18 protein-coding genes and 1 pseudogene are annotated in these 20,915 nt (G+C 58.4%); 2 read left to right on the top strand and 17 right to left on the bottom strand.

The annotated features are described in order from the left end of the window. Positions 1-23 precede the first annotated feature (23 nt). From M3I54_RS33475 to M3I54_RS33440, 9 genes are all read right to left on the bottom strand, one after another. Positions 24-1,514 carry an NAD(P)/FAD-dependent oxidoreductase gene (locus M3I54_RS33475; RefSeq protein WP_254343562.1) on the bottom strand — a complete coding sequence of 497 codons (1,491 nt, stop codon included), beginning with the start codon at positions 1,512-1,514 and terminating at the stop codon, positions 24-26. Positions 1,515-2,228: 714 nt separating this feature from the next. Further along, positions 2,229-3,200, bottom strand: a complete 972-nt coding sequence (locus M3I54_RS33470; protein ID WP_254343559.1) for an alpha/beta hydrolase — start codon at positions 3,198-3,200, stop codon at positions 2,229-2,231. Positions 3,201-3,212: 12 nt separating this feature from the next. Then, positions 3,213-4,676 (bottom strand): NAD(P)/FAD-dependent oxidoreductase, encoded by a 1,464-nt coding sequence (locus M3I54_RS33465; RefSeq protein ID WP_254343557.1) that lies wholly within the window; start codon positions 4,674-4,676, stop codon positions 3,213-3,215. Between the two features lie 50 nt (positions 4,677-4,726). Beyond that, complete coding sequence (locus M3I54_RS33460; RefSeq protein WP_254343555.1) at positions 4,727-5,893, bottom strand: iron-containing alcohol dehydrogenase; 1,167 nt, start codon at positions 5,891-5,893, stop codon at positions 4,727-4,729. Positions 5,894-5,922: 29 nt separating this feature from the next. Next, positions 5,923-7,404, bottom strand: a complete 1,482-nt coding sequence (locus M3I54_RS33455) for an NAD-dependent succinate-semialdehyde dehydrogenase (RefSeq protein WP_302059251.1) — start codon at positions 7,402-7,404, stop codon at positions 5,923-5,925. A gap of 549 nt (positions 7,405-7,953) precedes the next feature. Then, complete coding sequence (locus M3I54_RS45470; protein ID WP_375542260.1) at positions 7,954-8,160, bottom strand: DUF535 family protein; 207 nt, start codon at positions 8,158-8,160, stop codon at positions 7,954-7,956. Positions 8,161-8,187: 27 nt separating this feature from the next. Beyond that, positions 8,188-9,591 carry an ISKra4 family transposase gene (locus tag M3I54_RS33450; RefSeq protein ID WP_254343553.1) on the bottom strand — a complete coding sequence of 468 codons (1,404 nt, stop codon included), beginning with the start codon at positions 9,589-9,591 and terminating at the stop codon, positions 8,188-8,190. Between the two features lie 37 nt (positions 9,592-9,628). Next, the gene (locus M3I54_RS33445) at positions 9,629-10,237 is read right to left on the bottom strand and encodes a plasmid pRiA4b ORF-3 family protein (RefSeq protein ID WP_254343551.1); all 609 of its coding nucleotides are present in this window, start codon (positions 10,235-10,237) and stop codon (positions 9,629-9,631) included. Between the two features lie 165 nt (positions 10,238-10,402). Next, entirely contained in the window at positions 10,403-12,763 is a 2,361-nt protein-coding gene (locus M3I54_RS33440; RefSeq protein ID WP_254343549.1) for a hypothetical protein, read from the bottom strand. Between the two features lie 213 nt (positions 12,764-12,976). On the opposite strand from M3I54_RS33440, the pseudogene M3I54_RS45465 reads away from it, so the two are divergent. Further along, positions 12,977-13,645, top strand: a pseudogene (locus M3I54_RS45465) (CHAT domain-containing protein). Between the two features lie 718 nt (positions 13,646-14,363). Here M3I54_RS45465 and M3I54_RS33430 read toward each other — a convergent pair. The 8 genes from M3I54_RS33430 to M3I54_RS33395 form a co-directional block, all read right to left on the bottom strand. Further along, on the bottom strand, positions 14,364-15,272 hold the full coding sequence (locus M3I54_RS33430; RefSeq protein WP_254343547.1) for a LysR family transcriptional regulator: 909 nt from the start codon (positions 15,270-15,272) through the stop codon (positions 14,364-14,366). A gap of 119 nt (positions 15,273-15,391) precedes the next feature. Continuing rightward, a complete protein-coding gene (iolG, locus tag M3I54_RS33425; protein ID WP_254343545.1) occupies positions 15,392-16,384 on the bottom strand; it encodes an inositol 2-dehydrogenase in 993 nt (330 codons plus the stop codon). Positions 16,385-16,439: 55 nt separating this feature from the next. Beyond that, the gene (locus M3I54_RS33420) at positions 16,440-16,733 is read right to left on the bottom strand and encodes a hypothetical protein (RefSeq protein WP_133188017.1); all 294 of its coding nucleotides are present in this window, start codon (positions 16,731-16,733) and stop codon (positions 16,440-16,442) included. 91 nt (positions 16,734-16,824) lie between these two features. Then, positions 16,825-17,631, bottom strand: coding sequence for an SDR family NAD(P)-dependent oxidoreductase (locus M3I54_RS33415; RefSeq protein WP_246089322.1), 807 nt, complete (start codon positions 17,629-17,631; stop codon positions 16,825-16,827). 119 nt (positions 17,632-17,750) lie between these two features. After that, positions 17,751-18,035 (bottom strand): YciI family protein, encoded by a 285-nt coding sequence (locus M3I54_RS33410; RefSeq protein WP_133188019.1) that lies wholly within the window; start codon positions 18,033-18,035, stop codon positions 17,751-17,753. Between the two features lie 83 nt (positions 18,036-18,118). Beyond that, positions 18,119-19,183, bottom strand: a complete 1,065-nt coding sequence (locus M3I54_RS33405; protein WP_254343543.1) for a maleylacetate reductase — start codon at positions 19,181-19,183, stop codon at positions 18,119-18,121. Next, a complete protein-coding gene (locus tag M3I54_RS33400) occupies positions 19,170-19,520 on the bottom strand; it encodes a Dabb family protein (protein ID WP_254343541.1) in 351 nt (116 codons plus the stop codon). The genes M3I54_RS33405 and M3I54_RS33400 overlap by 14 nt, the downstream gene beginning before the upstream one ends. Beyond that, on the bottom strand, positions 19,517-20,398 hold the full coding sequence (locus M3I54_RS33395) for an intradiol ring-cleavage dioxygenase (RefSeq protein ID WP_254343610.1): 882 nt from the start codon (positions 20,396-20,398) through the stop codon (positions 19,517-19,519). Before M3I54_RS33395 ends, M3I54_RS33400 begins: the two co-directional genes overlap by 4 nt. A gap of 352 nt (positions 20,399-20,750) precedes the next feature. Here M3I54_RS33395 and M3I54_RS33390 point away from each other — a divergent pair. Continuing rightward, on the top strand, positions 20,751-20,915 hold a 165-nt coding region (locus tag M3I54_RS33390), incomplete at its 3' end, for a transposase (protein WP_254340981.1).

The raw sequence follows: 20,915 nt of genomic DNA, 5'->3' as shown, positions 1-20,915 counted from the left end.
TTTATGTGAACGTTACTGGGAGATCAGCGATATACGAGGACTTCGGAATCCGGGCTCAATTCCGGAAGAGTCTGGCTCTCCTCCTCGTACTCAAAATGGTGCTGCCACGGCATACGATCTCCCCGTGAGTGCATCTGGTGTTGCGACCGCATAACGTATCCTGCATTGAAGTTGTTCGGGTCTGTCCAGGGCAACCGCTGCATGTCGGCGTCTTCGGCTCGCAGGCGCGGCTCCACCGTCTTCGCCCCAACCTTGTCCATATGTGCGAGCACACGACAGGTGAATTCACAGATGAGATCAGCGCGGAGCGTCCAGCTCGAACGGTAATATCCGTAAATGAACGCCATATTCGGGATACCCTCGATCATCATTCCTCGATATGAGACCCGCCTGGTCATATCGACTGGATCTCCGTCGACGTGAAATGCGATCTGGCCAAAAGCACTCATGTCGAAGCCGGTCGCCGTCACGACGATATCCGCCTGCAGTTGCTCGCCGGATGCCAAGGTAATGCCGTTCTCATCGAACGACTCGATGATGTCCGTCACTACGGATGCTTTCCCGTCACGAATAGCCGCGAAGAGGTCTCCCTCGGGGACGGCGGCAACTCGCTGCTGCCACGGCCGATAGCCAGGGTTGAAGTGCTTGTCGACGTCAAAACCTTCCGGCAATTGTTGGCGAGTCTCGTTGATCAGCCAATCGCGAACAGCGTCCGGGTTCGCCGCGGACAGGTTGATCAGGTCAAACGTCTGCTTGAGATGCGCACGCCGCAGGATTTCCGCACGCCATTCTTCCGGAACGTTAAGTTCGCGAAGAGGAGCGTCCAGTTGGTGGGTCCATGGAACGGATGTGAAGAACGTGGGTGACCGCTGAAGCATCGTCACGTGCGCTGCGGTTTTGGCCATCGCCGGAATCAACGTTGCGGCGGTAGCCCCCGAGCCGATCACGACCACCCGCTTTCCGGCATAGTCGAGGTCCTCGGGCCAGTGCTGCGGATGAACGATCATTCCCTTGTAACGATCGAACCCGTTCCACTTGGGCGTAAAGCCCTGACGATGGTCGTAGTATCCCGCCCCCAGCCACAAAAAATCGGTAGTTATCGAGAAGCGCTCACCCGTATCGTTTCGCGATACTTCGACAGTCCAGCGCCTTTGTTCACTCGACCAGCCCACCGTGTGAACACGATGCCCATAGCGGATCTTCGAACCGAGGTCATATTCCTTGATGACCTCTCCCAGATAGCCATGGATCTCATCCGCTGTGGCGATCGAACGCCCACTCCACGGACGGAATCCGTACGCATACGTGTACAGGTCGCTGTCGGAGCGCGCCCCGGGGTAACGATGGGTCCACCACGTACCACCGAATCCCTCCATCGCTTCCAGAATGGCAAACGAGCGATCCGGCAGGTGCATGCGGAGATGGCACGCGGCATCGATGCCAGAGATTCCTGCGCCAATGATTAGTACTTCTATATGTTCTATCGAACTTGAATACGCTTGGTTCTTAGTCATGAGATCCCTCCACTGACCAGTTATTGAAGATATCTGTAACGCCACACGAACGCATCAATTGACTTGGTCATTTGAACACGTTGATGTCGGATTCCCCGCATATAGGGCGACAATTCACCAACCCAACAGGAGACGCCCCGAGACAGGTCATCCATGCATGCACTCTGACATGCACGCGAGCAGCCGACATGCGCACCTCGGTTCGATCGGTCACTTCTGACATGATCATTTGACCAAGTTCCAGTGTTCCCAGTCTCATGCAGTCGAATGACAATTTGAATAAGGGCTTTCCATTACACAATCGGTTGCGAATGTAGCAATGGCCGACTAGGCAACATCAGGCGTTATTTCGCTCCTTCCGCCTTCAATCCCCCTCCCCCGCTGACTGGCAGTCACTCTGGACTACCGCAGCACACGAAGTGGGGCTAAGGTACCTCGCGAGACTGCCCCACGGCGGACGTTTCCCGTCCCTTCATTTCTGTGCAAGACCGGATAAACGCGATGGGCGCGACCCCGATAGCATCGGATCCCGACGGTGACGTTAGTTCTTCGGGCCCACAACTCTCGCCGGAGGATCTTTCCGACGTTGCTCTTTGGTAAGGCGTCGAGAAACTCGATGCTTTTCGGTCGTTTGTAAGTTTGACAACGACATCTTCGATCTCGTCAGGGTGTATGCACGAGCCCTCGTGGAGATTAAAGCATCAAACATTGAATCTATCTTGTTTCGGCAAGCCGTCGAACAAAGGAAACTGCGCGTTCCAGTAGATATCTCGCGGCCGCGATATTGCGGGCTGCGGTGACGATGCCATGGTGATGCCCAGGAAGATGATGATGCTCGACATTGCTCCCAGCTCGTGCAGCGCACGACGCGTAGGCTATGCCCTCGTCGCATAGCGGGTCCAGCCCCATCGTTGCAATGAACATCGGCGGCTGTCGCCGACCTTCGGCATGCAGCAGCGGGGACAGGCGCGGAAGATCAAACGGAACGCCAGCCGGCACGTAGTGATCCCGGAACCAAAGCATCGATTCGGCTACAAGCGGAAATCCACCTTGAATGCGCTGATATGACGGGAGCGTCGCCGTCAGGTCCGTCACCGGATAAAACAAGATCTGCCCGATGACTGTGGATCCCACCGTCGATGCCGCATTGGCGATAATGGTCGCCATATTGCCGCCGGCGCTGTCGCCCGCCAGGACCACCCGAGACGTGTTAATTGAGAGCGCAGGGGCGTTGGTGATCAGGTAGTCCAATGCCCGCTCGCAGTCTTCGAGCGGGACTGGCCACTGGTGCTCTGGCGCTCGCCGGTACTCCACCGAGGCGACAGGACATCGGCTATGCCGTGCGAGATGTCGGCAGATGCCATCATGTGTGTCCACGCTCCCGATCACCCACCCGCCTCCGTGAATGAAGACAACAAGTGGATTTTCCTCGTTGTCCTCCCCGTCGCGCGGACGATAGAGCCGTACGATAATGCTGCCGTCCGCTACGGGAACGGGCATATCCTCATGGACAACAGGCTCGTCACCTGTGATGCCGTTCATTTCGCACGCGCGCACGAAGTTCACGCGCGACTGGTCTACGGAAAAGCTACCGTAATGCATTCCGCCCAGCTCGCGGAACGCCCGAACAGCGTCCCGAGCATCTTCGGAAACCTCCGTCAGCGGCAACCAGTGCACTGATGTCATGTGCATCCCCGGTCAGATCACACCGAACGCGCTTTGATCCCATCGTGTCACAGTGCGGTATTCGTCCACTGTGCCAGCCCAGTTGTTGATCACCTTGCCCTTCGCGTTCTTGTACCAACTTGAGCAGCCCGCCGAAAACGCAGAGCCGGCCATCGCTGACTGTAGCCTGTTGTTGTATTCGTCAAACACCTTCCTGTCGACGTCTACCGCCCTCACGCCAGCCTCAGCCAAACCACTGATCGCGTCGATGATGTAGCTTTGCTGGATCTCGAGCATCGAAACGATGGAGTTGTGGTTCAGATTCGTATTCGGCCCATACAACATGAACATGTTCGGAAAGCCCGGCACCGTCATGCCAAGATAGGCTTCCGGGCCATCTTCCCATGCCTGCGCCAACGTGCAATCCGTCCCGCGAACTTGCAGGCTACCCTGGAATGCCTGACTCTCGAATCCCGTTCCGAACACGACTACATCGAAGGGGAGAGCACGCCCATCCCTGGTCTGGATACCATCCTCGACAAAAGCCTCTACGCCCGCCGTCTCCAACGAGACGTTCTCGCGCATAAGAGCTGGATAGTAATCATCTGATCGCAGAATTCGCTTGCAGGCGTATTCGTAATCCGGCGTGAGCTGCTCGCGAAGTACCGCGTCCGACACCTGCCGATGAAGGTGCGCCAAAGCCAAACTCTTGCCTTCCGTCTGCGCGTTGGTACCGATGCGTGTGCGCTCGAACCCTGCTTCACGGAATGCATGCAACGATTTCCTGCTTTCCTCAAAGAGATGGGGATCTCGCTCGTATGTATCGAGTTGCTCCATCGAGAAGACGATCTGATTGCGTGGCATGATCCAGTTTGCGCTTCGCTGGAACACAGCAAGGTGCTCGACCTTCGGCGCGATTTCCGGCACATACTGCACCGCGCTTGCGGCGTTACCAATGCTTGCAACACGCTTGCCACTCAAATTCACATCATGCCGCCACTGCGCGGAATGGAAATAGTCTCCCTTGAAACTTGCCAGGCCGCGAATCGTGGGAATCATCGGGCGATTGAGCTGCCCCCAAGCCGGCACGAAGAAACGAGCGCTCAAGCGCGAACCATCGGCTAGCTCGAATCGCCAAAGTCTCGCGCTCACATCCCATTCAGCACTACGAATCTCGCTGTTGAACCGCAAGTGTTTTGCCAGGTTGAACCGTGTGGATAGCGAGTTCAAGTAATTGAGCAACTCATTCCTGCCGGCATACATGGCACTTACGCGAAGATGCGGATGGAAGCTGTAGCAGTACAGATGCGACTCGGTATCGCATGCTGCGCCGGGATACGAATTATCAAGCCAGACACCGCCGAGCTCGGGACGCTTCTCCAGGACGACAAAGTCGTCGATGCCCGCGATTTTCATGCGAACGGCCATTCCGAGGCCGCCGAAGCCGGCGCCCAGAATGACGACCTCGTGGTGCTCAATCGTTTCTACATTATTCATGATGCTCTCTATATTGACGTAACGGCGATCACAGAATTGCCTGCCCCGGTTCAATAGGCCTGTTCATACAAGTGCAATGCGTCTGATTCAGTGACAACAACGGGATTGTTCAACAGCAAGCGCTGCTGCTTCATGGCATCGGCCGCCAAGGTAGGAAGACTCGACCGCGGCACGTCCACGTCGCGGAGACGGCGCGGAGCGCCGGATCGGTCCATCAGGTCATCCATAAATTCGATGAACGCGGCTGCGCCTTCTGCCGCGTTGCTTTTTCCGGCCGCACCTACGACGTCTGCCAATTCCGAGTATTGCGAAACTGCCGCTTCGGCGTTGAAGCGCAGCACTGGTGCAAGCATCAATGCATTGGACAAACCGTGCGGAATATGGAAATGCCCCCCCAGCGGATACGCAAGTGCATGGACCGCGGCCACTGGTGCGTTGGCGAAGGCTTGTCCCGCAAGAGTAGCCCCCAGCAGCATTGCTTCGCGCGCGCGCTGGTCTTGGCCATTTTCACAAGCCGGGATCAGATTGCTCGCCAGCAATCGCAATGCTTCACGCGCCAGGGCGTCGGAGATAGCATTCTTCTTGTGCTTGCTGGTATAGGCCTCAATAGCGTGGACCATCGCGTCGATGCCTGTTGCAGCGGTATGACTGCGTGGCAGCCCGACCGTCAGTTCGGCGTCGAGGATCACCCTGTCGGCATACAGTTGACGTGCGACGATCCCCATCTTATTTGTTTCGTTAACCGAAACGATGGAGATGTTGGTGACCTCGGACCCGGTACCAGCCGTGGTAGGGATTTGCACCAATGGCAGGCGCACACCCTGAACGTTGCCAATTCCGTACATTTCTGCCAGCGATTGCTGTGAGACGGTGAGAACGGCGGCCAGTTTTGCAATGTCCATCGACGAACCACCGCCAAGGCCAATAACAACGTCTACCTCTGCACAGCGCGCGAACTCGACGCAGTGCGATACCACACTCTCTGGCGGGTCCGCCACGACCTCGTCAAAAACTGCTACACAGAATCCCCCGGCCACCAACGACGCTTTCGCGGGCTCCAGCACACCGGCCTTGTGCAGCCCCGCGTCGGTAACAATCAGCACATTGCGTCGATCCGTCCATGCCGCCATCACTTGACCCAAGCGGCGTACACAGCCCCATTCCTGGAGAATTGACGGAACGGTTTCGAAGAGCATCGACTGAGGGAGAACTTTCATTGACATTTCCTTCATGCAGACGTCGGCAGTCAGATCTGGGCACACATGTACTTGATCTCCAGGTATTCCTCGATTCCATAACGGGAACCCTCACGGCCAAGGCCAGATTGCTTTACCCCACCGAACGGCGCTACCTCGTTGGAAATCACACCAGTATTCAGGCCAACCATGCCGTACTCGAGTGCCTCACCTACCCGCCAGATGCGGCCATGGTCGCGTGTATAGAGATAGGCCGCCAGTCCGTACTCAGTGTCGTTGGCCATTGCGATCGCGTCTGCCTCGTCGTCGAAACGGAACACCGGACCGACGGGTCCGAAGAGCTCCTCGCGCGCGAGACGCATGGCCGGCGTCACATCGGCAATAACCGTCGGCTCGAAAAACGTTCCGCCAAGCCGATGACCTTTGCCGCCCGTGACAATTCGTGCACCCTTGGCTACTGCATCGTCAATCAGCTGGCTCAGGTGGTCACAGGCCGACTTCTGAATCAGCGGCCCCTGCTGTACCCCGGGTTCCGTGCCGTTTCCTACGTTGAGCCCCTGAACTCGCCGGGCGAGCGCGTCGACGAAACGGTCATGAATGCCTGCCTGAACAAGGAAGCGATTCGCGCAAACACAGGTCTGGCCGCTATTCCGGTATTTCGACGCCATGGCACCTTCGATCACTGCGTCGAGATCTGCATCGTCGAATACGATGAAAGGTGCGTTACCACCGAGTTCGAGAGAAAGTCGCTTGATCGTTCCGGACGATTGGCTCATGAGTACACGGCCGACTTCCGTTGAACCGGTAAACGACAGCTTGCGCACGATCGGACTAGACGTGAGGACCGCTCCAATCTCGCGCGACGGTCCACACACGACCTGGAGAACACCGGCCGGAATTCCGGCTCGCTCAGCCAGTACGGCAAGCGCAAGCGCCGTCAGCGGAGTCAGGTCTGCTGGGCGCACAATGATGGAACAACCCGCAGCCAGTGCGGGAGCAACCTTGCGAGTGATCATCGCGGCAGGAAAGTTCCACGGCGTGATCGCGGCGCAAACGCCGACCGGCTGACGAATGACAAGGATGCGCTTGTCAACTTGCGGGTGAGGAATGACGTCGCCGTATATACGCTTCGCTTCTTCGGCAAACCAATCCACGAAAGAAGCTGCATACATGATTTCGCCGCGGGCCTCCGCGAGCGGCTTACCTTGCTCCGACGTCATGATGAATGCAAGGTCGTCGGCATTCGCAATTATCAAGTCGTACCACGCGCGCAATATCCTCGCGCGCTCGTGACTGCTCCGTTTCTGCCAGCCTTCTTGTGCAAGCGCCGACGATGCAATCGCTTTCTCGATCTCTGAGGCGCCAAGACTGGCCACGCGAGCCAGCATTTCACCCGTCGCTGGATTCGATACGGGAAACGAACGACCATCCGTGCCCCCCTCCCATCCCGACGCAAGCCAGGCACGCGTTTCCAGCAAGGAGCCGTCTCGCAGTTGGGCGCGTAGCGCCGAAGGTGCAGTCGCCTGGTTCATCCTGTCTCACTCTGTATGGTGAAATCGAGCAGCGTCGATTCCATTGGTACTCAGTCCGAGATCCCCAAAGACCTGGACACTTGTTCTTTCTTATCGCTCTAGTGGGCGGCCTCGCGTTGCCTCCACGCGAACCGTCCCCAGAAATTCATGTCGCTTACCCTGGCGCTTTCAACCGACCGTCGAGAACCGCTCGGGCATTGAATGCAAGAGCGCCCTCCCGGTCTTTCGCCAGGAATTGCCACTGCACCGAAGAGAGCACCCCATACGGGCGTCATCCAAATTGGGGGTAGAGCAGATATCTAGATCAAATGACATGGTCATTTGACCACAAACGAATATGCGCGGCAACTTGGTAGTTCCACTGGTTTCGGGTCAGGGGTTTTCGACGGCATTCCCGCACTACAGGTTCGCCACCTACCCATGCACTGCATCGCGGATCTGCCCATCCAGCGCCGCCAGCAACGCGTGACGTCTGCGCCGTACGGCGTCGTTGCCGGCCGCATCAGGCGCCAGCCTGCGATGCGGCATCGGAAGAACATGCCATTGGCGCTACGACCGGCGTGCGCCGCAATCCCACGCCAGTGCACGGTAGTCGGCCTTGATCCTTCGCTTTCGAAACAGGTACCGCCAGCTCGAGTAAACGGGCGTTTTGCTCGAAACGATCAATGCAGTTTTTGCCCCCATTGCGCGAGCCAGTGACTGCGCCAGAAATATCGCCAGCGGCTTCGGACGCAGGCCTAGCCACTTGCGTGTCAAATAGGAGACCGCGCCAAAGCGGGGGCACTAAGCCGCGATATTGTGAGCGTGATTGTTGAGCGCGAGCGTCGGATACCATCGCTCGAACCGTGATCGCAACTGCTCATTCAGGACCGCCGTCCTCACCTGCAGAAGGGCATGCGCGAGAGCGGGCCGCCACGCCATCTGCTGCCGCTTCACAAAGCGCTTGCTGACCACCTGGTTGACCGCCGATTCGACGAAGCTCGAGGTGATCGGCTCGCCGTGACGGTAGCGGTCTCCGTAGTTCACAATAAAGCTTTGGTTATTTTCGATGTAACCGATAAACTCATCCAGTCTGGCCAGCAGCCTGGCCTCCTCTGGACTGCCAACCGCGGCGAGTTCCCAGCCCAGGCTTTCAAGCCGCTGCAGCGCCGGATAAGGGCAGCCGTGCCAGAGGTGCCACTTTGCACTGTGCAGCCTATCGATCATCGCGCCGACGGACGGCCGTTCGTCGCGGTCCGGCAACCCCTTGATCACCTGTTCCAGATTCTGCACTCGCATGGCGACGTGAAACCAGTCGAGTACCTTCTCGCCACAATCGCCAAAGTCGAGCTGGGCGCGGCGCACGGTGTCGCCGCCGTCGGACAGGAAAGTTACTGGCTGGTCCGCACCGACACCCTCCTGGGCGAGAAACGCCAGCATCCGCTCGGCGGGCGCGTGCTCGAGTGTATGTACGTATGCGAAGCTGTGTCCGCCGCCGTCGTCGTGCAGTGATTTCCCGACGATCACTTCGAACCAGCCGTCCTGCCTGCTGCTGTGTCCGGCCAGCCGGATATATCCGCCGTCGATTCCCACTGCGCGTACTGAACTGTATTGCGGAATAGCGCGTCGGCCGGCAGGCGGATCGACGCGGAGTGGTTGCTCGACGGCGATCGTCGCCTTCGAACTCTCAAGGCGGCGGCCGAGTCCGGCGACGCGTCTGCGGATCGTGGTGGCCGCGAGCACATGCTCAAGCGGTAACACATCCTCCAGTACCCGGACGGTCAGCCCGTAAGACATCAGCGCGGCAAATTTGGCTTGCAGATACTGCAGCTCGGGACTCGTCCGCTCCCGCAGGCAACTGGCCAGCGGGCTGAGGGACCGGGGCCCTGCTCCGGAACATCGGCACTGATAGTACCGCGGGCTGTCGATCGATAGCCGGCCAAACACCGAGCGGTAGACCAGACGATGGTGGCCCTTGACGGTCAGAGGCAAGCCGCACTCCGGACACACGCTCATCCGGGCGATCGATTCGGCGGCCTGCGCGTCGATCATCGAACGCTGAAGCTGGCCCAGCAACGCCTTTGCCTCATCAAGATGCAAGCCGAGTGAGCCGGCATCGAAGCCTTCCCGTTCGAAGTGGGCAATCTCAGTGACACTCGGCTGCTCGTCGACGTCCGTCTGAACCACTATCTGCACGCTGATCTGCATGGCGGCCTCCGCTGGGCACATCGCCCGGGCGGACAGCTTACCGCGCCAGCTTCTGCAGGCGTTCATTCGCCGCCCGACGGTCGAAACGCCGGTCCAGCCAGATCAACCATTCGTCGGCCTCGATACGCAGATCGTCCACGTCAATCAGACCTTCGCGTAAAGTCTCAATCCACTCGAGAAATTCGTGCTCGCCATGAACTTCCACAGCGTTCATGTATCTCCCGGACCCACCGGTATCTTCCGGCGGGCAGCGCCCGGCGCCGGCAATACAGCGAGGTGGTGGTCTTGACAGCTGGTCGCACGTTCGCCGCTCGACGCGCACGTCATGTAACCACCACGAGTTGAAATCGTACACGTAGACAAAGCGCTCATGTTCGTGCAGGCCAAACGCTGCCAGCGACAGGGTTTCTGGGCCGTCGAAGAACTGCAACGCGCCGTCATGATGTCCACCATAACGCCAGCCACGGATGATGAACCGGTGCAGATGTTCGTCGTTCCAGCCCATGGCGAACTGCATCACACGATGCAGTTGCGCAATCGTGACCTGCTCGGGAATCAGCACTCGCCGCCAGACCGGCGGGCTGACGCCGCGCAGACTGATTCGCAACTGGAGGACTGAAGCCGGATCGGAAGGGTCGGAGTGCATTGACCCACTATAGACTTCCTATCGGCCATACTCGCTGCGACCCGATTTCGCCCCCGCTTTGGCGCGGTCTCGTCCGTCTTCGCGTAAGAAGATTTTAAACGTATTGGAAGAGTCGATATCGATTCATTTACTCTCGCCCGCCGGGTAGCGCGTGACCGGCCCTTATCACCCGAGGAATTTGCCATCCTTCACGTGGATACTGAGTTGATCCTCCGGTGGTAACGATGCCGGAACAAACCAGCCGTCGATCCATCGGCTCATTTGGATGATCGCTTCCATTGACCGCACGCCGTGCACGTATTCACAGTTTAGAAAGGCGTCAATCACACGTTCGCCGATTCGGGCATGTTCGACGCCGTCCGAATACGTGACCATGATATCCTTTGCATTTATTTTAAGCAGGGCTCGCAGCTTAACCGCTCGGCGCAGGCGCATCATTCTGTTGTCTGGCCCCACACTATGGAGCCCCTGATTGAGATCGAGAATGTCGAGGTACCCTCGCAGTCGACTCACGAAATCCTTCAGTTTTGCCGCGCGGATTTCGTCTTCGCGCGTTCTGTCATTCAACGGCGCCGTGAAGTCCTTATAGTTGTCACTGGTGCCGCCAGAGAAAAGGAAGATCGCGCGACCCGTGCGATAGTCACCGCTCTTTCCGCGGAATAGACCATCCTGCATTGGAGCGAGAAAGTACTTTAACCAACCGAGATCGTCAACAAACTTTGCGTCGAATTCGTCGAAGATCGCCAGAGGTACTTCATCTGTCGCGAGTGCCCGATCCTGTATCTTATGAAATGCGTCTGTCAATTGATCCACAGAGCTAAACTGGGCAAGATTGAATGTAAGGGGCGCGCTCTTGCGCATAGGGTCGACAGAAGCAAGCACCTGCTGTACCGCGAATGACTTACCGGAGCCCGGGGTACCGAAAACGGCAATTGAAAGCGGGGTCGCCCACGTTTTGGTTTCAATATAGTTGCTGATAATCTTCGCAAGCGCATAGTGCTCGGCAATTTCCTTGCTATCCACGAGCTTTAGCTTGTTAAAGGTGACATAAGGGACCTCAATGAAGCTACGAGGAAACCATGGCTCGCCCGGAGTGCGTGATAGACCCGCTTGGCGCTGCGCTGTTCTGAGTGATCGTGTATCTTCGTCTTCTGAGGTGATCAATACCTGATCCATGCTTGATGTTACGATGTCGCGCAGCTTGGTCGCCAAGATATCTTCGTCCTGCCTTAGGAACGATGCAGCGCGGCTCCATTTCGTTGGCTCTTTCATGTCTTCCACGTCCAGCGAGAGCGAACATGCCAGATACTCGCGTCGCTTGCTGTTCTCGCAATATCCCGCCAGCTCATTGCATTGGGTATGCGAGAGTACTCTCACGATGGACGAGAAAGGGTCGCCCGGTTGAAGCCCTTTTGCAAAATGACGGTTGAATGCAACTGCACCGAGCCGCAGCGCGCCGCCCAGTTCAGGCTCTGGATCCCCCTTTTCCGCGGACGTGTATAACCCTTTGATCACCGCTGTGAGGAAGACTGCTGACTTGCCCGGTACTTTGCCGTACGTGCCCGGATTCGCCTGAGCAATCCGGTCAAAATTTGGACAGTAGTGAATAGAAGCCGCATACCCTACTGTGTTCATCTTTTTGATATGCAGGCTACCCGTCTCACGAAAAAGAATGATCAGGTCGTCGGCAAACGCGAGCAGATCGGACAGCGGAGGTTGTCGCGTCGCCTGCGAAATATCGCGAATACTGTCTTCTAACGCACCGTATTTGGTAATGTTGATACCGGCTTTGCGAAGTGTATCTGCGGCGATCTGGATCGTGATCGATGGCCGTTTGTGGCGGTAGCTGATAGTCGGATCAGGCGTATCAATACCAGAAGTCTCTTGAGCGAGCTTCGGAACGCGACCGAAAACGTGTTCGTCGAGGAACTCGAGCGACTTCACCCATTTCAAGACGTCATTCGTTATACAGATGACAAGTTTGTGATGACCTATCGTTTCGCGCAAGGCGCCAATTTTATCGTTGCCAAGTGTGCGGATCGCTTCGCGGGTCGATCCGTTCTGGTCATAGATCACTGCGATCCGGTAATTGCCTTCCTCCCGGGCATGCCCTAAGCCCGCTTGTATGGAGTCGAGGAAGTACTTGCTGTCGCATTCGCCTGCTTGGTATGCAGAGGCCAGATACTCCTTCTTGACACGCAACACTGAAACATTCTCACCTTTGCGCGACCCGGGGGAAAAGAGTTCAAGGACACTGATGCACTGCTCACAACCGTCTAGAGGATCAATTCCTGCATTGACTCTTTCAGGCCTATGCCAAGTGACTCGCTGCTTGTCAAAGCGCGTGCGCCCATCGGCAAGCGCTTCGGCAATCATCTCAGGCAGCAAAGGTTCATGTTGCCGCCGGAAGTTCGGATAGTGCGGCGGCTCATCGTTATCCTTGCCAGGGTTGCGCTCGAGCATTATGTGGGACGCGAGATCCCCAAGGAGAACGATCTCCGGTTTAGAGAATTTCTTGCCATCCAAGTCCGTCTCCTTTGCCCCCGCGTTCCATAAGGAGCGAGGTATGCGTGACAGCATCAGGGCAGCGTTACGTGTCTGCGGCCGTGATTTTCCAGCCTAGTTAATACGACAACTAATTTCGTTGCCGCCCACAAATAAATGTGCGCTACCGCACACTTGTGCCTGTAGGACTGATTCCAGCAGCCGCTCCGCCGATATGCGCGCTGGAGCAGTTGAATTGCACCGCTGCCCGGCACCGTCGAGGAAGCTCGAGCGATCCAGGGCATCCTCGATCTGACAGACCAACAGGCGCTCACTGGGAGTAGTGCGACCGCAGCGCGACTCAAGCAGCTCATAAGTCCACGCATACTGCATCTGGCCACTCATGGATTTTTCTTGGCTGACCTGCCCGTCAAGTAAGGGGCCGCAGCGATACGGCCATTGGGGGGCGGTGGGCCACATGGTCCGTCTGGTGAGGACCCGTCGCTCCGATCCGGGTTGGCGCTGGCAGGAGCCAACTATGTGTACTCTGGGCAGGGCGACGGCATTCTTATGGCACTGGAAGCGTCGGGCTTGATTTGGCGGACACCGAGCTCGCGGTCCTGTCCGCATGCGAGACGGGGGGAGGTACAGAATGGCGAAGGTGTGTACAGCCTGCGCCGGGCTCTAGTGCTGGCTGGCGTGGAAACGCAGGTAACGAGTCTGTGGAAGGTAGATGACGCAGCGACCAGGAACCTAATGGTGGGCTATTACAGGCGACTGTCTGGAGGGAGGACGCTCGTCGGCGCTGCGCGCCGCACAACTTGCGATGCTGATGGACGCGAGACACCCCGGGCGCAAGCACCGCACCTCTCCTACTGGGCCAGTTTCATCATGGTCGGCGAGGACGGGCCTCTGGAGCCATAGAGCACGATTGACAATCCGTATGATCAAATATCCATTCATGTATAGCCTACAAACAACTGTGCATACCCCGGTTGCGATCGACTGTAGTTAGCTGGAAACGATCGGGTTCGCTACGGTCATCGTGGAACGAGCGTTGAGGATGCGCCGGATGGTCGCCAGGGACTGCTCAGCCACCGGGCTCGGGCTTTCCCGCCGCGGCAGGTGAAATCCTGGAACCCTGACACCCAACTGCCTGCAGACGGCGGAAAGCCGGGGTTTGCCTGAGCCCTCGCAGCGATGGCTGCGTCACCGATATGCCGGCGCAGCCATTGCCGGTCGTTCTCGTTGTGTACTCTGACCAGATGCTCCATCGTCGCCTCCTTGCTGCCCGCCACAGGCTGCATGGATAGACGTTAGCGTGAGGTCGGGCTGGATTAGGGGCGGCAACGAACATTTCGGGCGATCTGGCCGCCTGGACGGCGCCGGACACTGCGATAGACTAACTTGACTTCGACCCTAAAAGATTGATAAATTTCGTTATGTTAAATGCGATACACCATTCTTAGAAGCGAGTGTCTCGGCTCCCATTTTGGCGGTCGATGCGATCTCAGACAGCCTGGCCCCACCAGTTTCATCAATGCAGTAGTTGAAAGTCCGCGGCCGCACCGTGCCGTCCACCGTTTTGAATATCGTCGTCTCCTGAATCTCGTCGCGAACTTACCGACGCGAAAACGACTGATCAGTCGAGCGCCCCTTCTGCGGCCAGCGCAACCAACGTATCAACAACGTGCCGGACTTTTGGCCGGAGATGCGCCACCTTCGGCCATACAACGTGCACGTCGATGAGATCTTTCGATATCTTGTCGAGCACCGATACGAGTGTTCCATCCTTCAGGCCCGGTCGGAGCAGCGACATCGGCATCTGGCAAATTCCGAGTCCAGACAACGCGGCGTCGACAATGGTATCGCCGTCACTTATCTGATGAGTCGGTGGCGGCGAGATGCGCCGCGATTCCCCATCTGTGTTGACCCGCCATGAAAGCGGCTGCCCTCTGCGATACCCCACAATGCACGAATGGTGCTGCAGGTCATCGACCGTCTTTGGAGTGCCGTTCCGTTTGAAATACTCTGGAGCCGCCGCGATGACCATCCTCTGACTCGTCAGACGGCGCGCGACGAGCCCACTTGAACTTTGCAGTTCTCCAAATCGCACTACGAGGTCGACGCCCTCCTCGATCGGGTCGATGATGTGGTCGGAGAAGGTCATCGTGAACTGGAGATCGGGGTGCTCCCGGCCGATCTTGAGAAGGATCGGAACCAGCACACGTCGACCGAACGCGGCAGGCATATCAATGCGCAGGCGGCCCACCGGTCGTTGCTGTCCTGGCCCGAGGGCGGCTTCGGCCGCCGAAATTTCGTCCAGCGCCGCGGAGCACGCCGCAAAGTAAGCCTCGCCATCGGCGGTCAACGCGATGCTTCGCGTCGTCCGGTGAAAAAGCTTGGCGCCAAGGCGCTCCTCCAGCTTGGCAATGGACTTGCCAACGGCTGACTTGGTCAGCCCGAGCTGGTCCGCAGCGTCCGTAAAGCTGCGCGATTTGGCAGCGGCTACGAAAATCGCAACGCCGCTGAAGGTTTCCGGTTGCGCCATGAAATCGCCCTAAATGGAGAGGTATCCTCTCCATTTAGGGCGCACATCGCGCCATTGTCAACTTTTTTTCAACGGGTGACGCGGACGCCGGCTTCGCCATGCGCCCGCGGTCACGGCCTTCAGATCGGGACTGCGCGGCCGCTCTGCGCCGCCTCGAGCGCGCAATTGGCGATGTGAAGCGCCCTGATGCCGTCGCGTGGAGTCGCGGGCATTGCGGTGCCGCTCTGCAATGCGTCGATGAAGGCGTTGAGCTCGACACGATACGAATCCGCGTGCCGCTCCAGAAAGAAGTTGAGTAGCGGATCGCGCGCGTCGGTCGCGCCGCTGGTCCAGCGACGCAGACTCGACGGGCGATGGTTCTCGTTCAGAACCATTCCCTTCGAACCGAACACCTCCACGCGCTGATCGAAGCCGTAGACGGCCTGTCTCGACCCGTTGATGTGACATTGTTTTCCGGATGCCGTGCGCAACAGCACCATCACGCTGTCGAAGTCGGGAATCTCATCCAGGCCTGGATCGACCAGACGATTACCCATCGCCATGACCTCGACCGGATCCTCGCCCAGCAGCCAGCGCGCGGTATCAAAGTCGTGAATGGTCATATCGCGAAAGATCCCGCCAGAGTGGCGAAGATATTCGCGCGGCGCGAGGCCGGGGTCGCGGCTCGTGATGACGACCTGACGAACGTCACCCACCTCGCCGTCACGTATCGCCTTTTTCAGGGCCATCGCGTCAGGATCAAAGCGCCTGTTGAAAGCGAGCATCACCTTGCCCTGCAGTCGCTCGATCTCCTCCACCGCAGCGAGCGCCCGATCGATATCGAGATCGATCGGTTTCTCGCAGAGAACGGGTTTTCCGAGCCGTACAGCGCGCAGGGTGAGGTCAATATGGGTGTCAGTCGGCGTGCCGATGATGACCGCGTCAACGTCTTCGCGATCGACCGCTGCCCCACAGTCGAGGCTGAAATCACAGCCGAGCGAACTCGCCAGCTCTGCAACCGCAGCCTCGTTGGGATCGGCAACAACGACGAGTTCAAGACGACGGTCAGCGGCCACGTTTGCAGCGTGGATTTTTCCGATGCGGCCCGCACCAAGGACAGCAATTCGCAACATACAAGTCTCCTGTGTCCAACCACGCGCCTGTGCGACGCGCTATTTATTGCAAACTTCAATTTTCAGAGGTAGCAACAGTCGTTCGGCGCGACGGCGAACCTGCACACTTAGGTTGCAGCAACCTCTGAACGTAGGGATGCTCTGGCCTGTTCGGGCCATCCGGTGCAAACTCCCGGCTCAACCGAAGGATATCCACGACACCATATTCCGAGATATCCGGCCCTTGCTCTGCGCGCGCCGCTGCGATTTCGATCGCCAGGCGATGGGCGTAGCTGCGCTCCCTTAGCAGCATGGCAAGCGCCTCCGCGAGAATGCTGCGGTCCTGGGTAGACATTGACGAACCAGACATATCTTCTCCTGCTACCTTTCGGTTACCCTCATAGGGCGCGGGAACGCACGCCAAGACCGTACCAGCTCTGCGGCTGCGCGCGCCCCCGTCCTCAGATGAGGCTTCGAATGCTGCCGCCATCGACGCCCCACACTGCTGACGTTACAAACGAAGCGAGGTCTGAGGCCAGGAATACGATTACGTTCGCCACCTCTTCAGGCGTACCGAGACGGTTCAACGGGAGCTGGCGCAGGGAGAGTTCATGCTCCACGGCTTCACGCGGCGCCATGCCGTGGAACTTGCCCATCGTGTCCGCGAAGCCACCTTCCTTGGTCCAGAACGGCGTCCATACGGGTCCGGGGGCGACCGCATTGACACGGATCCGGGGCGCCTCCGCGCGCGCCAGCCCCTTGGTCAGAGCAAGCACCGCCGCTTTTGACGCCGAATAGTCGATGGGAACCGGCTCCGGCTGTCGAGCCAGGTCCGATGCGTTATTGATGATCACGGCTTTCTCCCGCGAGCGAAGTGCAGGAAGCAGATGGCGGCATGCACGCACGTAACTCATGAAATTGAGGTTCAGGGTGAAATCCCAGTCCTCGTCCGAGAGTTCCTCGAATGTCCGCACCTTGCCCGCGCCAACATTGTTCACGAGCACGTCGACCTGCCCGCTATACGGCCGTAGCGCCGCATCAATTCCTTCCTGAACGCCGTTGGCCATCGAGAGGTCGGCCTGAGCGATGCTCACGTTGCTTCCCATCGCACGGATTTCCGCCTGGACCTCCTCGAGTGCGCCGCCATCGATATCCACCAGACACAGTCGTGCGCCCTCCTTCGCGAAAGCAACTGCCGTTGAGCGGCCGATGCCCTTCGCAGCGCCAGTTACCAAGACGATCTTTCCATCAAGACCCGTTTGCATCATTGTCTCCTTTCCTATTTATAAGTAATCCTTTAGATTCGAGAAACTCAGGCATCGTTTTGATCCATGCCACCACGCGGCGACCTACGCACACCAGGCCGCCGTCATCCCTCAAGGCATGGCTAACGGTTATCCACGCGCTTGATGAATGGCCGAATATCGATCGACTTCCAGATCTTCGCCTTGTTGAACGGATCGTCCTTGACGAATGCCTCGATGTCAGCGATCTCCTCTGCCTCATAGAGGAAGAAGCTACCGATCATCGTCGTTCCGTCCGCTTTGGTCAGCGGGCCGGAGATCAAGGTCTTCACCGGTGAAGTCTGCAGGTAGGCTTTGTGGGCGTCGTAGTGTTCGAGCCGGCGCTCGACGACGCCGTCGTGGTCAAGACAATAGACAGTGAAATGCATACTGCACCTCCAGAGATCCAAACGGCCGATGTGCTCATGCGCGACATCAATGCTGGCGCGGGCTGATGCCGGCCTGTGCCACCCTAGTGCGGGCTAACTCCGTCGAACGCATCCTGCAGCAAGGCGTGGATCGCTTCACGTTCGATCGGCCGTGGATTCCAGTACGGATTCGAGCTGGCGATTTCCGCTGCCTTTTCCACGTCCTCGGCCTTCATCCCGATATCCTTCAGCGCGACCGGCGCGCCGTTGGCCTTCGCCAGTTCGTAGACGCCGACTGCTGCATCGTCGGCTCCGATGGCACGCGCAATGCGGGTCATCGCGTCAGGCGCAGCCTGCCTGTTGTATGCAAGCGCGTGCGGCAACACGATGGTATGGGTTTGCGCGTGTGGGAGATTGAAGCTCCCGCCCAGCGTGTGGCATAGCTTGTGATGTAGCGCCATTCCTACGCTACCCAGTGTCGTCCCGCACAGCCACGCGCCATACAGTGCCTGCGAACGGGCATCGATGTCCGTGGAATTCGCAACGATGCCTGGCAGCGAACGCGCCAGCGATGCGATGCCCTCTTCCGCCATCAGGCTTATCACCGGGTTCGCATCGCGCGAGTAGAGCGCCTCTGCAGCATGTGCGATGGCGTTGATGCCGCTCGTAACGGAGAGTCCAACGGGCAATGTCACCGTGAGGTCGGGATCGTAGATCACCGTTTTCGGAAGCACCCTGACGTCCGTTCCGGTCTTCTTCAGGCCGCCTTCGGTAATGCCATAGATCGCCGTCAGCTCGCTACCGGCGTAGGTCGTGGGAATCGCCAGGATAGGAAGACCGGAATCCATCGCGATCGCCTTGCCGAGGCCGACCGTGGAGCCTCCACCAACGGCGATCGCGCAATCCGCGTTCAGTTCCCGGGCCAACGCACGTGCTTCGCGAGCGAGTTCAATCGGCACATGCATCACAGCCTTGTCGAAAACGGCTGCCGTGCGGGCACCGAGCCTCGAAGCGACCATTTCGGCAGTCCCGCGTTGCTCCGGCGTGCAGAGCACAAGCGCACGCTGCGCGCCGAGTTCCAGGACTTCGCGCTCGAGGTGCTGCAAGCTACCCGCGCCGAAAACAACGCGGCCCGGGCGTGCCTGATAGAGAAATTCAAGCTTTGGCATGTGCGTGCTCCGCCTCCACCTTACGTGTCGCCGCGGCGTTAATCTCATAGTCGACCTGAAACCGCGCGGTCCGCAGGTCGCCGAGTTCCGTCCGGACACGCAGATGCTCAGGATGAGACGCGTACGCGTCCAACGCTTCACGGGACTCAAACTCCGTCACGAGAACGGCGTCGCATGCGTAATCGACCCCGCTTGAGTCGATGCCGACCTCAAGATGACTCATTCCCGGAATTCGACCGCGCAGCCCTTCGAAACTTGTCTTCACAAGCTCCGACGTTGCCGCACGCTCAGCCTCCGTGTCACCGCGTACTCGCCACATAACGATATGCCGGATCATGCGATTGCCTCCGATGGATTGAGGATGAAATCGTAGTCGAGCGTGTACCACGGTACCTCGAATACCTTGCCGTCCGGTGCGATCCCGGGCTCGTGACGAACCCAGTCTGCGATCAGGGACGAGCGCACACCGAAGACCACGTCGGAATCGAGATACTGGTCGCCATCCCGGAACACGTGAGTGATCAGGGTCTCGTAGCCGGGCGCCTGAAGCATGAAATGCAGGTGGGCGGGGCGCCAGGGGTGGCGTCCGGTCGCGGCGAGCATCCGGCCGACCGGCCCATCGTGGGGAATCGGATAAGCTTCAGCGAGGATCGACCGAAAATGGAAATTCCCCTCGGCATCGGTCTGCAACCGCCCGCGAGCACGATGTTCTGTGGGCCCGTCGCCACTGTGCGTCTGGACGTCGTAAAAGCCGTCTTCGTCCGACTGCCATACATCAAGCCACGCATTCGGCACAACCTTTCCATCCGCGCCTCGTACCTGTCCTTTCACGTAGCATGGCGCGCCATGTGCGCCATTCGAGATGTCGTCGCCGTTCCTGTAGAGCGGCGCCCCCTCAAGGAAAAACGGCCCGAACACCGTTGCCTCGGTGCAATTGGCCGGCTTGCTGTTGTTCTGAGCCGTCACCAGCATGGACAGGCCAAGCGTATCGGAAAGCAGGATGAATTCCTGGCGCCTGTCGTCGGTGATGTGACCGACCTCCGTCAGAAATGAAATAGCCTTGAACCACTCAGCCTCGGTCAGTTTCACCTCTCTCGCAAAAGCGTGAAGGTGCTGCACGAGGCTGGTCATGATGGTTCGCAGGCGAGCGTCTTCGCACTTAGCGAAGGATTCGATCACCGCGAGCGTGATGGTGTCTTCGTTGATATTGCGCATTTCAATTGTCTCCGGTGTGCGCTCTTGCAAGCGTCTTCCCGACAAAGTTAAAGCTTCGTTGCCGGAAATAAAATGCGCTCCGGCGAAATGACATTTCCTGGCGCCGGAAAAATGCCCCTGCGTCGCTTCCACAGATGGCAGCACTTCGCGTGACCCGTTGGCCCTTTTGGAGCAAGACTGTCGACCGCAGGTTGACAATCTGGCGACCTGCAGTGTGTTTATCCACCTCTGAAACTGGGTGATAGTTCCTCTGAACACGCTGAAAAAATCGTAAGCGATCCATTATCGACGTCTACCCAATGCGACTCTGAGCGAGGAGCATAGGTGTCCACCTATTTGGAGGTGGACACCTATGGCTGACAAAGACTCAGGGTTGAGGGTGGTTCGGCAAAGCAGGGATGGCCGTCGCCGCTACGACGAAAGCGGCAAACGCACGTTGGTCGAGGCTGCATTGCGCCCAGGCGTGTCGGTGGCGCGCATTGCGCAAGAGCACGAGATCAACGCCAACCTGCTGCGC

Origin of the sequence: Paraburkholderia sp. CNPSo 3274 (assembly GCF_024206475.1) — a bacterium.
Taxonomy (GTDB): Bacteria; Pseudomonadota; Gammaproteobacteria; order Burkholderiales; family Burkholderiaceae; genus Paraburkholderia.
Note: the sequence above shows the minus strand (reverse complement) of the source record. Positions and strands in the feature narration are given on the sequence as shown.